This is a genomic window from Bacillus sp. AR2-1, assembly GCF_008368755.1.
Taxonomy (GTDB): Bacteria; Bacillota; Bacilli; order Bacillales; family Bacillaceae_G; genus Bacillus_A; species Bacillus_A wiedmannii.
In genome coordinates this window covers 17,874-34,026 of sequence record NZ_QORY01000029.1, presented here as the reverse complement: position 1 = coordinate 34,026, position 16,153 = coordinate 17,874, and the positions used below count along the sequence as shown (strand labels likewise).

General features: G+C 32.0%; 19 protein-coding genes. 7 read left to right on the top strand and 12 right to left on the bottom strand.

What is annotated here, in order from left to right; genetic code table 11:
• The first annotated feature begins 71 nt into the window (after window positions 1-71).
• A complete protein-coding gene (locus DT250_RS26695) occupies window positions 72-278 on the top strand; it encodes a hypothetical protein (RefSeq protein ID WP_000267713.1) in 207 nt (68 codons plus the stop codon).
• 54 nt (window positions 279-332) lie between these two features.
• Here the strand turns inward: DT250_RS26695 and DT250_RS26690 are convergent, their stop codons facing one another.
• From DT250_RS26690 to DT250_RS26675, 4 genes are all read right to left on the bottom strand, one after another.
• Window positions 333-713 carry a nucleotide excision repair endonuclease gene (locus DT250_RS26690; RefSeq protein ID WP_001048941.1) on the bottom strand — a complete coding sequence of 127 codons (381 nt, stop codon included), beginning with the start codon at window positions 711-713 and terminating at the stop codon, window positions 333-335.
• Between the two features lie 77 nt (window positions 714-790).
• Window positions 791-1,354, bottom strand: coding sequence for a GNAT family N-acetyltransferase (locus DT250_RS26685; protein ID WP_149213961.1), 564 nt, complete (start codon window positions 1,352-1,354; stop codon window positions 791-793).
• Between the two features lie 39 nt (window positions 1,355-1,393).
• Window positions 1,394-1,966, bottom strand: coding sequence for a YybS family protein (locus DT250_RS26680; RefSeq protein ID WP_149213960.1), 573 nt, complete (start codon window positions 1,964-1,966; stop codon window positions 1,394-1,396).
• A gap of 74 nt (window positions 1,967-2,040) precedes the next feature.
• Window positions 2,041-3,471: a PQQ-dependent sugar dehydrogenase gene (locus tag DT250_RS26675; protein ID WP_149213959.1), complete on the bottom strand. Its 1,431-nt coding sequence runs from the start codon at window positions 3,469-3,471 to the stop codon at window positions 2,041-2,043.
• Window positions 3,472-3,672: 201 nt separating this feature from the next.
• On the opposite strand from DT250_RS26675, the gene DT250_RS26670 reads away from it, so the two are divergent.
• A complete protein-coding gene (locus DT250_RS26670; protein WP_087984460.1) occupies window positions 3,673-3,930 on the top strand; it encodes a hypothetical protein in 258 nt (85 codons plus the stop codon).
• 48 nt (window positions 3,931-3,978) lie between these two features.
• Complete coding sequence (locus tag DT250_RS26665) at window positions 3,979-4,428, top strand: NUDIX hydrolase (protein ID WP_149213958.1); 450 nt, start codon at window positions 3,979-3,981, stop codon at window positions 4,426-4,428.
• 43 nt (window positions 4,429-4,471) lie between these two features.
• On the opposite strand, the gene DT250_RS26660 is transcribed toward DT250_RS26665, so the two are convergent.
• The 6 genes from DT250_RS26660 to DT250_RS26630 form a co-directional block, all read right to left on the bottom strand.
• Window positions 4,472-5,587: an NAD(P)/FAD-dependent oxidoreductase gene (locus DT250_RS26660; protein WP_149213957.1), complete on the bottom strand. Its 1,116-nt coding sequence runs from the start codon at window positions 5,585-5,587 to the stop codon at window positions 4,472-4,474.
• Window positions 5,588-5,713: 126 nt separating this feature from the next.
• Window positions 5,714-6,367 carry a YdeI/OmpD-associated family protein gene (locus tag DT250_RS26655; protein WP_149213956.1) on the bottom strand — a complete coding sequence of 218 codons (654 nt, stop codon included), beginning with the start codon at window positions 6,365-6,367 and terminating at the stop codon, window positions 5,714-5,716.
• A 144-nt stretch (window positions 6,368-6,511) separates the two neighbouring features.
• A complete protein-coding gene (locus tag DT250_RS26650) occupies window positions 6,512-7,282 on the bottom strand; it encodes an arylamine N-acetyltransferase family protein (RefSeq protein WP_149213955.1) in 771 nt (256 codons plus the stop codon).
• Between the two features lie 138 nt (window positions 7,283-7,420).
• Window positions 7,421-7,924 carry a MepB family protein gene (locus DT250_RS26645; RefSeq protein ID WP_141555565.1) on the bottom strand — a complete coding sequence of 168 codons (504 nt, stop codon included), beginning with the start codon at window positions 7,922-7,924 and terminating at the stop codon, window positions 7,421-7,423.
• A 105-nt stretch (window positions 7,925-8,029) separates the two neighbouring features.
• The gene (locus DT250_RS26640; RefSeq protein ID WP_149213954.1) at window positions 8,030-8,401 is read right to left on the bottom strand and encodes a DUF4180 domain-containing protein; all 372 of its coding nucleotides are present in this window, start codon (window positions 8,399-8,401) and stop codon (window positions 8,030-8,032) included.
• 199 nt (window positions 8,402-8,600) lie between these two features.
• Window positions 8,601-9,293, bottom strand: a complete 693-nt coding sequence (locus tag DT250_RS26630) for an HAD family hydrolase (protein WP_179952867.1) — start codon at window positions 9,291-9,293, stop codon at window positions 8,601-8,603.
• A gap of 447 nt (window positions 9,294-9,740) precedes the next feature.
• On the opposite strand from DT250_RS26630, the gene DT250_RS26625 reads away from it, so the two are divergent.
• The 4 genes from DT250_RS26625 to DT250_RS26610 all read left to right on the top strand — a co-directional run bounded on the left by DT250_RS26625 (window position 9,741) and on the right by DT250_RS26610 (window position 13,672).
• On the top strand, window positions 9,741-10,406 hold the full coding sequence (locus tag DT250_RS26625; RefSeq protein ID WP_000800743.1) for a response regulator transcription factor: 666 nt from the start codon (window positions 9,741-9,743) through the stop codon (window positions 10,404-10,406).
• Window positions 10,399-11,871, top strand: coding sequence for a sensor histidine kinase (locus DT250_RS26620; protein ID WP_088609380.1), 1,473 nt, complete (start codon window positions 10,399-10,401; stop codon window positions 11,869-11,871). Before DT250_RS26625 ends, DT250_RS26620 begins: the two co-directional genes overlap by 8 nt.
• Window positions 11,872-12,228: 357 nt before the next feature.
• Complete coding sequence (bla, locus tag DT250_RS26615) at window positions 12,229-13,161, top strand: class A beta-lactamase (protein ID WP_149213953.1); 933 nt, start codon at window positions 12,229-12,231, stop codon at window positions 13,159-13,161.
• Window positions 13,162-13,489: 328 nt separating this feature from the next.
• The gene (locus DT250_RS26610) at window positions 13,490-13,672 is read left to right on the top strand and encodes a hypothetical protein (RefSeq protein WP_149213952.1); all 183 of its coding nucleotides are present in this window, start codon (window positions 13,490-13,492) and stop codon (window positions 13,670-13,672) included.
• 295 nt (window positions 13,673-13,967) lie between these two features.
• On the opposite strand, the gene DT250_RS26605 is transcribed toward DT250_RS26610, so the two are convergent.
• Window positions 13,968-14,645 (bottom strand): ABC transporter ATP-binding protein, encoded by a 678-nt coding sequence (locus tag DT250_RS26605; protein ID WP_060486770.1) that lies wholly within the window; start codon window positions 14,643-14,645, stop codon window positions 13,968-13,970.
• An 11-nt stretch (window positions 14,646-14,656) separates the two neighbouring features.
• Entirely contained in the window at window positions 14,657-16,087 is a 1,431-nt protein-coding gene (locus DT250_RS26600; protein WP_149213951.1) for an ABC transporter permease, read from the bottom strand.
• Window positions 16,088-16,153 lie beyond the last annotated feature (66 nt).

Genomic DNA, 16,153 nt, shown 5'->3' with positions numbered 1-16,153 from the left:
AAACTATATTTCTCTATGAATTTACTTTTATTTTATAGATATATATGTAAAAAGAGGTAAGGAGGGTTACTATGTGGCAACATACGAAATTCGGCAATGTATTACTGTGGGCAGGACCTATCCTTGTGTTTATAGGGTTATGTATGACAAATGTTATTTCTGACATTCCTTTTTTTGAGGGAAAACATAAATCGATTGGAATTGTACTTATATGTATAGGTGTATGCTGTTTTATTGTTGCTAATCATTTAAAAAAAGGAGAAAAATATGAGGACTAAATTTAAATAAAAAAACAATCCCAGTATATGCGCTAGGATTGTTTTTTTTATTACTTATTTATAGAATACTTTATCAACGTTATATTTTGCTTTATATTCATTAATAATGTAAGTTTCGTAAATTTCTCTTTCTGTTGGATCTTCTACGATACATGCATCAATGCGGTATACTTCATCACGGTGATTTTTAATTGGTGAAACATTGTCTTCAAAATGCTTCTTAATACGTTGTCTAATTTTACGAGCTTTACCTACGAAAAGAAGTTCGTCATTAATATTGTAAAACATAAAAATGCCGCCTTTATCTCTAGGGAACAAGTGGAAATCGATAAATCCATTAATTGGAGTAATTATTGGCTCGTCTCCTTTAATAACTTGTTTACGTTCAGTAATTGAAACATCAGCTTCAGGAATATTAATTTTAATCAAGTTCATTCACGTCCTCTTTTATTATAAAGATAAATAATAGCATACATATGTAAGAAAAGCTACGTTCAGAGGCATATTTCATTTTATAATTCAAATATTATAGGTGTATCATGTAAACTCTTCTTCCAAATCATATGATCGCTTGATTCTCCCCAATACTCCTTCAGTACATAACTAGGTTCTCCAAACTTCTTCGTCCATATACTTTGTGCTTTTTTGTATCCACTATCTAAACAGTATTCTGTTATTCCTCTGCTAAGTAACGTAATATACATTGCATGTAGTAATAAATTGCCTATGCCATTTCGTTGATATTCAGGTAGTACAAATACAGTTCCTATTTCATATAAATCTTTAAACACACCACCTGTACAACTATTAATCAATGTACTCGCTGGGCCGATTTCAATTGTTCCAATGATTTTATCGTTACTTGAATCAATTGCTAATAAAAAGTAACGACTTTCTCCATTACTCTCCAAATCATTTTTCAAATATTGTTTTTTCGTGTTAATTTCATTTTCTATGTCATCTAATAATTGTGATAACCCTTCATTTTTAAATGTATCAGTAATAACAAGACGAAAAAACATATTCAGTTCATTTACATCATCCGAATTTGGTCTTCTAATTTTAACGTTATACACGACTTGAATCTCCAATCTTTAAAAATATATGAGAAATTGTTAAGACCATACTTTATATACTCTATTCAACATTATTTTACAAATGCCTGCATAGATCCAGCAGTATAGAAAGCTCAGAATAAATATTGATAGAATAATTTTTATATCCAAAGTTGTATGAACAGTAGGACCTAATACAGGAAATCGAAAGATATCAAGAACGACCATAATTCCTATAAGTAAACATATCGCCGAAAAGGAAACAATCCAAACCCTTCTCTTGAATTGTATAAAGGATACTCCTAACGCTATACCTAATAAACCTGTAGTAAAAGGAAAGACAATTAGTTCGCTTGGCTCAATAATAAATAATAGGAGAATAGTAAGAATGTAAGAAAGTATTCCCGTGCGAGTAGAATAACAAATAGCGAAAAATATAGGCAGCGTCGCAAAAGGACTAATAAATAAGCCTATACCAGGGATTAGGTTCCCGGCAGATTGAAAAATAGCAGCAAGTGAACCGAGTAACGCTGTAATCACTAACCTCTTTGCTGGCGTCATCTTTCTTTTATGAACAAAATTCGCATCATGCGCGATCATCGGTTGATACCAATAGTTTCTAAAGTGATTCATCAAAATCCCCCTAAAGATATCTAATTATACAGTGGACGATTATATAATGAATAATTCCGAGAGTGTCTATCATATTAAGGAACGATTTCAAAAATAGTACCTTTGTTCAAATCAGTTACTTTCATAGAACCGTAAACTCCTAAATATAATCTAGTTTGATCCAAATTTGTTCCTAAACTCATAAAATAAGCTGCCTGCTCACCGAAATCATAATGGGTTTCAATAACATGAAAGTCAGTATGTTTACCATGCGTACCAGCTCTAGAATAAGCTAACGCACCTTTTACTGAAGACTGCGATTTTTCTTTTTTAGCAAGATCAGTAAACACAATGCTACCAGTCAGACCAGGAATTGCAGTTCCCATATACGGTTGAACGCCAGTAAGTGAAGTTCCGTCAAATTTATCTGGTCTGGAATCTTTATGATAATAACTAATTAGAGGCTGTATACGCTGCACTGATGTTTCTATAGTTTCATTATAATAAGCCATTATTCTTTCATCTAAAGTTGGATTCTCAGAACAGTGCCTTATAAAAGAAGTAGGTAATTCCCCTTCCCATCCTCTCCACCCAAAATTAATAAATCCATATTGATCAGGAGTATCTCTCATTAAATGGGTTTGAACGATTTCGGTAACTGGTATTGATTTATATAGAACAAAAGAAAAAATAGACTCTACAATATCTTGTCCGACGTTACCGGCATATTTGATATATTGATTATGCAACCTTTGAAATGAAATACCTGTTATATTACGTACGCCTTTTGCAATTACTGTAAGTGTTTCTTGTATAGATAAAGGAAGTTCATTAAAGCGTGTAACTACTGGGGGATTGGTTATGAATGTATCTCTACTTACATCTATTTCAATTATTTTACCCGCTATTTCTAAATCATCCTGGCTTAAATTAAACGGATCATAGCCAGAACCACCATCTCCGTTAGTAAAAACAAGTTTTCCAGTCTCAGGTGAAAAGTTTAAGCTATTTACGCCGTTATGATTAAAAAATGGCCGTTTTATATTAAGTAATGTTCTTCGCTTTTGAGGTTGGCCATTTGATTGTAAAATCCATTCTTCAATTGTATCGATATGATCATATTGAGTATCTCTATTTGTCCACTTTAAATTTAAAGTTTTCGGGTCACAAGGATTCGGTTTAAATTGTTCTGAAAGCGAACCTGGTCCTTGAGTTCCAGCCATTGAATAATGAAGGTAAAATAAGCCGTTATGATTAAATTGTGGATGGAACGCTAGTCCCAGCAAACCGCGTTCATCATAACCGCTACTAGAAACACCTTCTTCAAATGTACCTAATTTAATAATTCGGTGACGAATATTTAAAAATGTCTTTATAGCTCCGTCTCCTATGTAAAAAACCTCTCCTAATTGGGTTGCGATAAATAGTCTTTCGATCGATTCACCTGGAAGTATAGCTGTTTTCAATACAGTCGGTAAATTTATGTTATGAACGATGGGCCGTAAACGAACCTTAGCTTTTGTCAATTAACTGTACACTCCTTGTTATTCTTTTTAATAGAAGAATATGATGAGAGTAGTTAAATTAGTATCAAAACTATAGACGTAAAAGTGTGATATCCCTGTTCGTACAAGTCTGTTTTCTACTTAGCATCAATCAACTTACATTCCTTTTTATTACATTTTTGATATAATATAAGTATAAAATATAAATTAGGGGGACAATTCATGGCAATCTTACTACAAATCATCGTACCACTTATATGTGCAATATACTTATTTACCCTCTATCGTAATAGTACTATTGGAAAAGCTGCTTTTCTCTTAGCAGTCGTTATTGGGATTTTCGGTTTAGAGAATATCTTTCAATATGCTAGTTTAACTGATCATACTGTTTATCCATATTGGGGTAGTTTGAAGGCTGTAATCTTTATTTTATCAGTGGTGTTTTTATTCAAAAGAACCCCCACTCCATATAATAATTAACAATTATTCATGTTTATTTAAAGCTTATTTTCAGAAAGAGGTTATGTAATGAGAGCACCATATCAAGTATTAATATTTCCTTATATAATAATTGAAGATTCTATTCAATACGCTATTTTTAACCGAAGTGATTATGGTTATTGGCAAGGAATAGCTGGTGGTGGAGAAGATGGTGAAACTCCTATTGAATCAGCAAAACGAGAATCATTTGAAGAGGCTGGTATTATAAAAGAATGTCCCTATATAAAATTAGATTCTGTTTCTTCACTACCTGTAGAGGATGTAGTCGGAGGATTTCTTTGGGGAGAAGATGTTTATGTAATAAAAGAATTTTCTTTTGGAGTTAATGTTCCTACAAAAAACATTTCATTATCCAAAGAACACTTCAATTATAAATGGTTATGCTTTGAGGATGCAGTAATGCTGTTGAAATGGGATAGTAACAAAACAGCGTTGTGGGAATTAAACAAAAGGTTATTAAAGCAATTAAAGAATTAGCTATAAATAAAAAAGATTAGGAGCGAGTCCTAATCTTTTTTATTTATTCAATTGCACCCGCAACGTCATAATCGTTTAAATCTAATTCAATTGTTTGGCCAAGTGCTAGTTTAGCTAATTCTGATCCTAAATATGGACCTGCCGTTAAACCTGAAGCACCTAATCCGTTTGCAACGAGGATGCCTTCAAAGTTAGGTAGTGGTCCAATAACAGGTAAGAACCCTGGTGTAAATGGTCTAAATCCAACTCTCGTTTCAAGCATAGTACCATCATCTAAACCAGGTGCAACAGTTAATGCTTTATGGAATACTTCATGTAAACCACCTGCTGTTACACGATGATCGAAGCCAATTTCGTTTTCATGGGTAGCACCAATTACGACATGACCATTGTCAAACGATAAAATGTATTGATCGTTTGGCGGCATAACAACTGGCATATTTTCTGTTGCAGTATTTTCCGTTTGTAAATGAACAATTTGTCCTTTTTGGAATGTAACTAAGAAATTGATACCTAATGGATTCAATATTTCATTCGCCCATGCGCCTGCAGTTACAATTACCTTTTCTGCTACCATTGTTTCGTCATTTACTTTAACTCCAGTAATATGATTACCTTCACGGACTAATACTGCGTTTCCTTTTATAAAAGTTGCGCCATGTTTTTTTGCAGCACTTATTAATGCGTTACGTAATGATCTTCCGTTTACTCGTGCAGCGCCACTAATATGAACAGAACTGTATTCTTCAGATAATGCTGGGAATAATTTTTTCGTTTCTTCAGCTGATAAGCGAGTGATTTCACCAATCTCTGGTGCATCTTCACGTCGTTTATAAGCGCGCTCTTCCATTTTATCTAACTTTTTCTCATCAGTATGTAAACTAATTGCACCTACACGTTTGTATCCTGTATCCGTTTCACCGTCTGCTTCTAATTGTTGGATTAACGAAGAATAGTAACGTGCACCACCTTTAGCAATTTTATACCACGCTTTATTACGACGCTGTGAAAGCCATGGACATACAATACCGGCTGCTGCATCAGTTGCTTGCCCTAATTGTTGGCGATCCACGATAGTAACGTTCGCACCTGCTTTAGCAAGATGATAAGCAGTAGACGCTCCTAAAATACCAGCTCCAACTATAATATACGATTTCATTTCAAACACCTTTTCTCTTTTGCTAATTATTTAAATATAAGAACTTACTTTAGTATACTGAAAGGAATCCTTTTTTCAATGTACTAAGCGTAATTAATTGTTGCATCATTGTGACTTTCCTAGCTATTATTTTTTCTTCTTACGGAATAATTCAATTGTTTTATAGCCTTGTGAAAGAATTTCAATCATTTTCTCAAGACGTTTGTCACGTGTTTTTTCTAGTTTTACAGAAAATAAATTACGTGCCCAATCTTTTTGATATCCTGGTGTTAAACTTTGATAAAACGTAAGTTCATTCGGATGATTAACCAATAATGCTTCAACATCTTTAATACGATCTGCATAATCAGCAACACATTGACTCATAGCAGGCGTTTTCTTCTCTTTTTTCTTTTCACGCTTTAAACCTACAACAGTAAAGACGTCGTCCATACTTACCATTCGTGCAAATTTAATATCACTCTGTCCTACATACCCATCTTCGCCAACGTTTAACGCTGGAAACATCTCATCACGGTGAATAAACGTACTGTAACGAGAATTACCTTTTTTCGGATATGCGAAGAATATGTAGCCTTTTTCAATTAATAATTCTTCATTACTAATAATATAATTCGTTTGTTTCACCATTTCATCAAGTGTTTCTACAAAAATAAAAATGGCATCGTGTTCTTTTGAAAATGCAGTTTCTTTTCCTGTGAAAATGTCATAATCACTAGGTTCATTCATTACGACCATATTTGTATACTTATTAAGTTTCAATTTATCAATAATTGACATAAAAATCTTCCTTTACATTCAAAATTCATTGTACATACTGTTCTAGTGTATTATATCTATTAATAAAATCAAACTTTAATAGTTATTTTAAATTAAAGTTAATAAAATAGCCGATTCTGCGTAAGAACCGGCTAGCTATTCGTTTCATCTCAACTCAATAGCAAATAAAGTATTTAATAGCTCTCTATATTGATCTTCTGTAATTTCACATTTTATTTTTTCCCCATTAATCATTTCAGTTAAACTCGTATTCGTTAAAGAGACATGGCCATAGTCCGTTAATTTCACTGCAATTGGTCCCTTATTAAAAATAGATTTCTCATCTTCTATTACTCTTTTTTGAACATCGTTCACTACTGTCTCATCAATGATAAGATTATAAAAGGCATGACAAACTTTCCACTCTCCGTTCGTATCTTTTCTTTCTAGAACGTAATTTCCTTTACTTGTGTCTCGTTTTCTCACTCGATACGAACCATTTTTAGAGGAAACAGGCTCTTCAGTAAAAGGTACAGGGATTAAAGGTACTAAGGAAGCAATACCTACATCAATTAAGTATCGTTCGTTAGCATACTTTAAAATAATCGTTATATGTCCATCCTCAAGTGCCCATGCATTGATTTCATTTTTATATACGGTTCCAAGTGCAAGTTGTACATCATAACCACAATCTTTTAAAAAGTAGTAAAAAAGAGTATTTAATTCATAACAAAGTCCGCCGCGAGATGTAGTTAAAATTTTATTCTGTAAATTTTCCATAGTAATTGTATTCGCATTACGTGCTATAACATCTAAATTCTCAAATGGTATAGTGTGTGCAAATGCAAAGAGAATTGTATTTAATTCTTCAAACTTCACTTCAGTACGGTTTGTAAGATTCAATCTTGTAAACAGTTTGTATTGTAGACTTGTCATATTCAGCACCCCTTAACATTTATAAGTTAAAATAGTATATGCTGATTGTAAATTTGATGGGGTACTGAAACAATGTACATTTCGTTTAACTGTACCGGTACAAAAAGTCTAATTCACAAGATTACTTAAGAAAAGAAGCTACAAATACAAATGTAATAGTTTATCTATAGGTAAATTATTATGATCGCTTATATCAACAAAATATTGAAGTTGCCACATTTGGCTCTTTTTAGCTTGGTTGCTAACAGGGGTATCCCAAATTGGATAAACTCTCATAGCCATCTTCCCTTTTTGACTTTGCGTTTTTAATATTTTTTCTTTAAGAAGAATTTCTTTAGGGAAAATAAATTGTCCTAGTTGATTATCATCTATACAAGTGATAACTAATAAGTCAGGAGCAGCGTCATAAGAAAATGCTTGATTATGCATATTGTCATCTTTCTCCCAAAAAGAAACAAATTGACCAATTTTATTAGGCGTAATTTTTGATACTCTAAAACGGATAGTTTTGTTATTTAAGTGAAATAAACATCCTACATATTCTGCGTTTTGCTTTTCTTCTTTTAGATTCGTAATCATTAAATTATTAGGTTTGTAAACTAAATTGTTTAAATTTCGGATTGTATCATTAAAATTGTACAAGAAAACTCCCCCTTTATTCATCTCTTAGTTTACCACAAACATCAGTTCTTATATGTTGTAAATAATAAGCGACGTGAAAAAGAGGGAGATTTTACTATGGTATTATTAATGCTTCAATGTACTTAGTTTTTCAATTGCTTGTTGTTCAGTTGCTAAGTAAAAAATGTCTTTCCCTTTATTACATTCATAAATAAAATCCTTGAAGCTTTTACTCGTATACATAGAGAAATCTCCAATAATAGCAACCTTTACTCTGTAATTTATAAACTTTTGAAGGATATTACCAGCAAGGCGTGTTTTTAAGTCAAAGAAACTTTCAGTTATTAATGATTTGTCGATAATAATATGTTTAGCATCTACCTCATATTGAACTGTTGCCATAAGATCCAACGCAGTTTGAACATCGGATATTAGTACTTTATCATTTTTTATGACCGCAATATTTATTCCATCGATAACTAATTTCTTTATTTCCATAGTCCCACCCCTTTATATTTTACACAGTATGAGTAAAATTATTTTAAAAACTTCGTATTAACCATAGATTAAATTAGCCGCAACTATTAAAATCGCCACTATTTTTTATTGTAAATATCTATTTTTATTACTAATACGGTCAATGAAATTAATGATAGTTTCTCTTTTTATATTTTTGAATATATATATGAAATTGCTTTTACTTGTTATAAAAATATTGTGGATTAACATAACTTAACAAACTATCCAAAGTGTTAATCTCGGCATATGGTTGTATTTGGGTAGTATTCTTGATTTTCTGAGAGTTAAACCACACACCTTTTATATTTGCATTTTGAGGACCAGCAATATCCTTTTCTAAGTCATCTCCAATAAATAATACATCTTCTGGTTGCACATTAAGCTTATTTAATGCTAGTTCGAATATACGTTTATCAGGTTTACTCAATCCTACTTCTTCAGAAATAATAATCGTATCAAAGTAATTGTTTAAATTCGTGTTAATTATTTTAGCTTTTTGTCTATGCGTTGAGCCGTTTGTTATAATTCCAATTTTAAAGTGACTCTTTATATGATTTAAGAAATGAATAGTATTTTGGTCTATCGAAAAACATTTAGGGAAATTTAAATTCCAAAAATCTTGGATATAATCGCGTGGCAATCTATATTTCGGCGCGAATTCATCAAATAATGATTCTAAAACTATCGTTTTATCACTAATGCCGTATTCCCTTTTATCGTATTCTTTGAATTTCTGTAACATATTGTTTTTGACTGTATCACTAACATCCTCATAACATTTTTCTAAAACTAATAAAAACAAGTTATCTACTGCCTTATCCCTATCAATTAACGTATCATCTAAATCAAACAGCATCGCTTTATAACCTATCAAATAATTTCACAACCTTTCTCACATGATTTAAATAATCCCTTGTTCGCACCTTAGGCCTTTACTAAATTAGCAAAAAAACTAAAAAGTTTGTGGCGTACGCTCTAAAATTTCGCTGGCTTCTTTTATATTTAAATTCATCTCCCTTTCCCCTTCTAGTAAAGTATCGAAAGTATATTTTCAAACAGTTTAAAAAACTACATGCAATTTACATTATTATACATTAGTTTTTTGTAAATATTAATCGTTTAGCTTTTTATATAATAAGTTTTTTCAAGCACACAAATATTTCTCCATAAAAAAGGAATATGGGTAATAATACTTTTTTGTGGAGAATACACAATCTTGAAAATGGAGTTAATACGTTAAACGTCCTATGAAGTTTCCTACTGTATCTCCACATAAACTACAGATAGTACGGCTATAATGACTACCAGAGGTGATATTATGAAAAACTATCATATCCTCGTGGTTGAGGACGATCAAGAAATTCAGGAATTAATTAAACAATTTTTAATGACACAACAGTATACAGTGGTAGTTGCTTCAGATGGACTAGAGGGTATGACACAATTTAATAAGCAATCCTTTGATTTAGTGCTTCTAGATGTAATGATGCCCAATCTTAATGGATTTGAAGTTGCTAAAATGATTCGAAGTCAGTCAAACATACCAATTATTATGCTAACTGCGTTAGAAGAAGAGGAAGATCAAATGAAAGGGTTCGATCTTGGGATTGATGATTATATAACAAAACCCTTTTCGTTTCATGTTTTGATTAGACGAGTCGAAGCTGTACTTAGAAGAAGTTATGATAAAAATGTAAATAATTATTTGGTATTTAAAGAAGTGCGCATTGATGTTGATGCATATAGAGTATATGTAAATGATGTTGAAATTTTGTTAACGACAAAAGAGTTCGAAATTCTACAACTACTATTTCAAAATGAAAGAAAAGTACTTACAAGAGAAAATATCGTAGAAAAAGTTTGGGGATACGATTATTTTGGAGAAACACGAATTATAGATACACATATTAAAAATCTACGTAAAAAACTAGCTATCCCCTATATTAAAACAATAAAGGGGATTGGTTATAAAATTGATGAATAGAATTGTAAAAATCATGAAGATGAAGCAAATTACTTATAAACTCTTTATGACTACATCTCTCATTTTGTTATCCTTTGCAGTGTTGATTTATTTAACTTTATATTTCTTTCTCCCTACGTTTTATGAGCAATACAAAACAGATCAACTTCAAACAGGGATAAAAGAAATAATTGATAAATCCAAAGATCTTACGTTTCAAGATGCGATACCACTTTTTGATGAATACGCAAAAAAAAATAACGCGATGCTTTCGCTTCAAAATAAAGAAGGAATAATTATTTACTCGCCTTCATTTTCTTTTATTCAAAGTGGTACACAAACAACAGTAGTTACTAAAGCAGCAAGATTTGAGAATGCAGGTACCATTAGCAATTCATATAATGTTACGGAACCAATTCAATTCCAAGATGGTAGTTTAACGCTTGTAGTGTTCGCAACATTTCAACCGATTGATGAAGCTTCGCAAGTATTAGTGCGCTTTCTCCCCTATATTAGTATCATTGTGATCGTAATTGGTATAGGGAGTGCTTATTTCTATTCCAGGTTTATTACAAAGCCACTTATTTATATTAACGAGGGTGCACAAAATATGGCAAATTTAGATTTCTCCGAAAAAATTGAGGTTCGCTCTACAGATGAGTTAGGAGAATTATCTAATAGTTTGAATGACATGTCTATTAACTTACAACAAGCTATGTTTGATTTAAAAAAAGCAAATGAACAATTAAAAAATGATATTGAAAAAGAAAGAGAAATAGAAACAAAACGCAGAGAGTTTTTTGCGATTGTAGCACATGAATTAAAGTCCCCTCTTACTGTAATGAAAGGATACTTAGAAGGGATGATATACAATATTGGCCCTTATCAAAATCGTGATCAATATTTAAAGAAAAATCATCAAATTATTGAAAGTATGGAACAATTAGTTCGTGAAATTTTAAGTATGTCAAAGTTAGAACAACACACTTTTAAACTAAAAATAGAAGAAGTTAATCTTTCAAAGTTAATAGGTACAATCACAAAAGATCTCGAATTTTTCGCTTCTCAAAAAAGCATCCAAATAATAAAAGAAATTGACTCTGACCTTTCTGTTTATACAGATCGTGTTCTTTTTGAAAAAGCATGTAAAAATATTATCCATAATGCAGTTATGTATTCACCACATAATGAAAAAGTCTATATAAAGTTAAGTAAGGATTCTAAACAAGGTCAAATTAAAATGCAAATTATAAATACAGGTATCAATATTAAAGATGAAGATATACAACAAATTTTCAAACCATTTTATCGAATTGAAAAATCAAGGAATCGAAATACTGGCGGAAGTGGTTTGGGGCTATATATTGTTAAACAAATTCTTGAAACGCTAAATATAAAGTATTCTATAAAAAATATGGAACATAGTGTGCAATTTTGCATGAACATTCCTTTATCTAAACAACAAACAAACAAACTCCCCTCTTAGTAGGACGAGTTTGTTTGTTTTTGTAGCAAGTATAATCTTATTAGGAATCAATAAGGGGGACTTTTCGTTTTTTAAGCTCTTTATTTCTACCATCCAACTTTATTAAGTGGAGTTCAAAAAATGGAGTTTGCGATACTTAAAAACAAAGTTAATAGATATGTTAAAAACCTTAATCATAAATGGAACAAATGTGTTACTTAGATTGTCTATTACGTATAAAAAAGGTATTCTTGGTAGTCCTCTCATTTTGTAATGCAAGAAATACAAGAGAAGTGCTATCCAGTGCATTTGTTAATTGTATAGGTATGTAAAATACTTATACAAAATCCATATATTCTTGAAAGAGGTTGAAAATGTATGATAGTTTCAAAGAAGGTTTTTCACATTGCACAATATAAAAAGATGCTACCTGTAGTATTACTTTCATGTGTAATGCTTATAAGCTGTTCCAATAGTAATATTCAATCCGAACCATCGAAACAAACCAAACAAGAAAATATAAGTAGGCATTCTTTTGTAAAGCTTGAAAAAGAATATGATGCTAAACTTGGTATTTATGCATTGGACACAGGTACGAATCAAACTGTTACTTATCGTTCAGATGAACGCTTTGCATACGCATCTACCCACAAAGTCCTTGCTGTTGGAGCACTGTTACAAAAGAAATCAATAGAAGATTTAGATCAAAAAATTAAGTATACCAGCAAAGATCTAGTGAACTACAATCCAATTACAGAAAAATATGTAGGAACAGGTATGACTCTGAAGGAGCTTGCAGATGCTTCCATTCGATATAGTGATAATACTGCACAAAATCTTATTCTTAAACAATTAGGTGGGCCAAGTGAATTCAAAAAATCACTAAGAGAAATAGGAGATTCTGTTACAAATCCTGAACGTTTTGAACCAGAATTAAATGAAGTGCAGCCAGATGACACTCGTGATACTAGTACCGCAATGGCATTAGCTACTAGTCTTCAAACTTACGCGCTAAGTGATATCCTTCCAATTGAGAAACGGAACTTTTTAATAGATTTGATGAAAAGAAATACTACGGGAGACAACTTAATCCGTGCTGGAGTTCCAGCAGGATGGGAAGTAGCCGATAAGACTGGCTCTGGGTCTTATGGAACAAGGAATGATATCGCAATTATTTGGCCACCAAATAAAAATCCAATTGTACTTGCGATACTTTCTAATCATGCTAAAGAGGATGCGAAATACGATGATAAACTTATTGCAGACGCAACTAAAGTAGCGTTAAATGCTTTAAAAATAACGAATAAATAATTACTCCTACTTTACGGTACTTATATTTTGAAAGACATACTCGTGTCTAAACGCTAAGAAGTATTAGTGAATTTATCCGAATTAATCAATATCGAATAATAAGTATCTCTTGGTAAAGGTTTACTATATTTTAAATGAGCAAATACTTTAGTATATATAGCTTTTGAGTAATCAAATTTTCGTTTTTTGAAATATAGTATACTGTATTGGAAAAGAGAACCATCCACTATATTTGTCGAATCACTTTTATTTCGTCTAATATTCGGTACTTAGTTTTCTCCAGACTGATATATTATACATACAACTATTCTAGAAAGGTGATGATGTTATGTATGAACAACAAAATAATAGGGATAGAGATCAACAAATGGTGTTTTCTATGCAAGGAGTTCCCACAAATAAAGTTAACATGAATCAATTACCTAAATGGATTAGAATCTTCGGCTATTGTGCATTTGGCTGGATGATAATATTTAGTTTAATTATGATAGTAGGTTTAATTCTTCAATAACTATGCAGATAAACAATTAAACGGGACATTATTTAGATTCTACATCTAAATAATGTCCCAATTTTTATATGTAATTCCTCAATAATATAGGTAACTGATCATAACAAAAAGAACCTGTAGAATATCCTACAAGTTCTTTTTCAAATATTGTTAAAAAGGAAACAACAAACTATCTTCACATTCAATACAGGGAGACCATTTTGATTATGGCTTGATTTTATTATATATCAAATATAAGCTTTCGGAATTGTTGTTTTTTGGAAATTATGTGAATTAAAAAACTAAGATATTTGTATTAGATTTGGTTTACGACCAACTTCTTCTTACTTAAATACACTGCACGATCGGATTTTTTAGCAACTTCCTGTGAATGCGTTACAACAATAATACATTTATTCTCTTTATGTGCAAGTTCTTGAAACAGTTCTATAATATCCATCGCTGTTTCTTCGTCGAGGTTTCCTGTCGGCTCATCTGCAATAAGTAAATCAACATTACAAGATAATGCTCGAGCAATTGCTACACGTTGTTGTTGCCCACCACTTAGTTGCAAGACGTTACGTTTCGCTTCTACTTCAGTGAGTCCTACTTTCTCTAATAACTCTAATGCCCTTGCCGTCTTATTTTTCACTTTAACACCTGTAATTTCCATCGCTGTTAGGACATTTTGAAGAGCAGTCATATAAGTAATCAAATTATAAGATTGGAAAATTACAGATACATTTTGATTACGATATCGATCCAAACCAATTTTTCGAATATCTTTGCCATTATACAGTACATAACCATTTTTAGGGACATCCAGTCCACAACCTAAGCTTAGAGTTGTAGTTTTACCAGATCCAGATGGTCCTAAAATCGTGTAGAAATGCCCTTTTTGAAAAGAAAAGTTAACATTGTCTAGTATCGCTACATTTTTCCCATTACTTTCATAATAATAATCCAAATTTTTAAATTGTAAAATCGTTTCCATGTTAAGCCTCCTTATTCATCTTTTAAAAGAATTTGTTTTGGATTTAAACGTAGAATAGATAATGCCGGAAGAAGCGTTGCTATTATAGCAATAGCTAGTCCAATCCCCCCCATTTTCCCTACATCTTCTCGTGTTACACTTACATCAATTTTATCAATTGGATCTTCTTTTTGATTTTGTAGAGTACCACCAGGTCCAGACATCATTACAGTACTATTTCGCGTGGTGTCCGTTTCTTCGCTTGCAATAGCAATTTCACTCGAAAGTAAATTATCCCCGATATATTGAGAAACCTTAGCTCCTGTTGTTATGGATAATCCAAATGCTAAAATAGCGACACATACTACTTCTACTACGAACTGCGCCATCAGTTTCCATTTTTTCTCTCCAATAGATAACAGAATTCCCATTTCCTTACGACGTCCTTTAATTGATAGCATAATGATTAACCCTAATATAATCGCACCTGCAATTGAAACAATATAAATAATCATTTGAGAAGTCGAAGAAATATTTTCGATAGGACCAATCATTTGCTTGTACAATGAATCATGCGCATCTAATTTATAATAATTAAAATCAATATTAGATTTTTTTGCTTCTTTTTTAAATGCATCAATATATTGTGGATCATTCAAGAAATACACGACTTGAACACTACTTATACCTTGGTCTACTTCTAATTTTTTCATAGTTGAATGCGGCATATATAGTTTATTAGCTGGATCCATAATAGGAGGAGCCTGTTGACCCATTGCTTGCTCATTTGTTTCGTAAATACCGATAATTTCAACCTCAAGGGTTTCCTTCTTATCCCCTGATTGCACTTTAACTTTGTCCCCTACTTTCAAATTGTTTGATTCCGCTAATCGTTTTTCCATTAAAGCTACATTCTGACCCTTCATTTGCTCTGTAATTGGTTTTCCATCAATGATTTTACTTTTTCCGTTTTTAAAGCTTTCTTGTAATGCAGTCTTGCGGACCCCCTCAATCATAAAAGAAGCATTCATATCTATTTCTGTACCAGAGCTTGAACCGCCTCGTACAGCCGCCATTCCCGCTTTACCTTTTCCTCCTTCTTCTCCTTCTGAAGCTCCTACTAGTTTAAGTCCATCAGAAATTCCAAAAGTGCTGCCTATGTAATTATAGTCATTTACATATTTTGAATCCGCTAATTGATCTGCTTCTTTTGTATTAAGCTTCGGCAGATTAGGCATTTCTCCAGTTTCACTAGCTTGTTGACCTAATTTGTCAAAATCAAGACTTAAAGTAACATCTGCGCCCAGTTTTTTTCTTGCAGCATCCGCTGCTTTTTTTGATGCATTTTGGATTGTGAACCCTGAAAGAACCAAATTTGTAACAATCAGAAATACTGCCATCAAAATTAATGATGTTCCTATCCTTTTTTTCATACTGAGAATTGCGCGTTTCATAAAATTCATTTTCTCTTACCTCCTTGATAACTTGTATTCTATATATGTTATCTAGAGTCTATATGGAGCTAATCG

Excerpts from the sequence above, each read along its gene's own strand:
- DT250_RS26695 (WP_000267713.1), top strand. The coding sequence starts at position 72 with ATGTGGCAACATACGAAATTCGGCAATGTATTACTGTGGGCAGGACCT.
- DT250_RS26690 (WP_001048941.1), bottom strand. The coding sequence starts at position 713 with ATGAACTTGATTAAAATTAATATTCCTGAAGCTGATGTTTCAATTACT.
- DT250_RS26680 (WP_149213960.1), bottom strand. The coding sequence starts at position 1,966 with ATGAATCACTTTAGAAACTATTGGTATCAACCGATGATCGCGCATGAT.
- DT250_RS26670 (WP_087984460.1), top strand. The coding sequence starts at position 3,673 with ATGGCAATCTTACTACAAATCATCGTACCACTTATATGTGCAATATAC.
- DT250_RS26665 (WP_149213958.1), top strand. The coding sequence starts at position 3,979 with ATGAGAGCACCATATCAAGTATTAATATTTCCTTATATAATAATTGAA.
- DT250_RS26660 (WP_149213957.1), bottom strand. The coding sequence starts at position 5,587 with ATGAAATCGTATATTATAGTTGGAGCTGGTATTTTAGGAGCGTCTACT.
- DT250_RS26655 (WP_149213956.1), bottom strand. The coding sequence starts at position 6,367 with ATGTCAATTATTGATAAATTGAAACTTAATAAGTATACAAATATGGTC.
- DT250_RS26650 (WP_149213955.1), bottom strand. The coding sequence starts at position 7,282 with ATGACAAGTCTACAATACAAACTGTTTACAAGATTGAATCTTACAAAC.
- DT250_RS26640 (WP_149213954.1), bottom strand. The coding sequence starts at position 8,401 with ATGGAAATAAAGAAATTAGTTATCGATGGAATAAATATTGCGGTCATA.
- DT250_RS26625 (WP_000800743.1), top strand. The coding sequence starts at position 9,741 with ATGAAAAACTATCATATCCTCGTGGTTGAGGACGATCAAGAAATTCAG.
- DT250_RS26620 (WP_088609380.1), top strand. The coding sequence starts at position 10,399 with ATGAATAGAATTGTAAAAATCATGAAGATGAAGCAAATTACTTATAAA.
- bla (WP_149213953.1), top strand. The coding sequence starts at position 12,229 with ATGATAGTTTCAAAGAAGGTTTTTCACATTGCACAATATAAAAAGATG.
- DT250_RS26610 (WP_149213952.1), top strand. The coding sequence starts at position 13,490 with ATGTATGAACAACAAAATAATAGGGATAGAGATCAACAAATGGTGTTT.
- DT250_RS26605 (WP_060486770.1), bottom strand. The coding sequence starts at position 14,645 with ATGGAAACGATTTTACAATTTAAAAATTTGGATTATTATTATGAAAGT.
- DT250_RS26600 (WP_149213951.1), bottom strand. The coding sequence starts at position 16,087 with ATGAATTTTATGAAACGCGCAATTCTCAGTATGAAAAAAAGGATAGGA.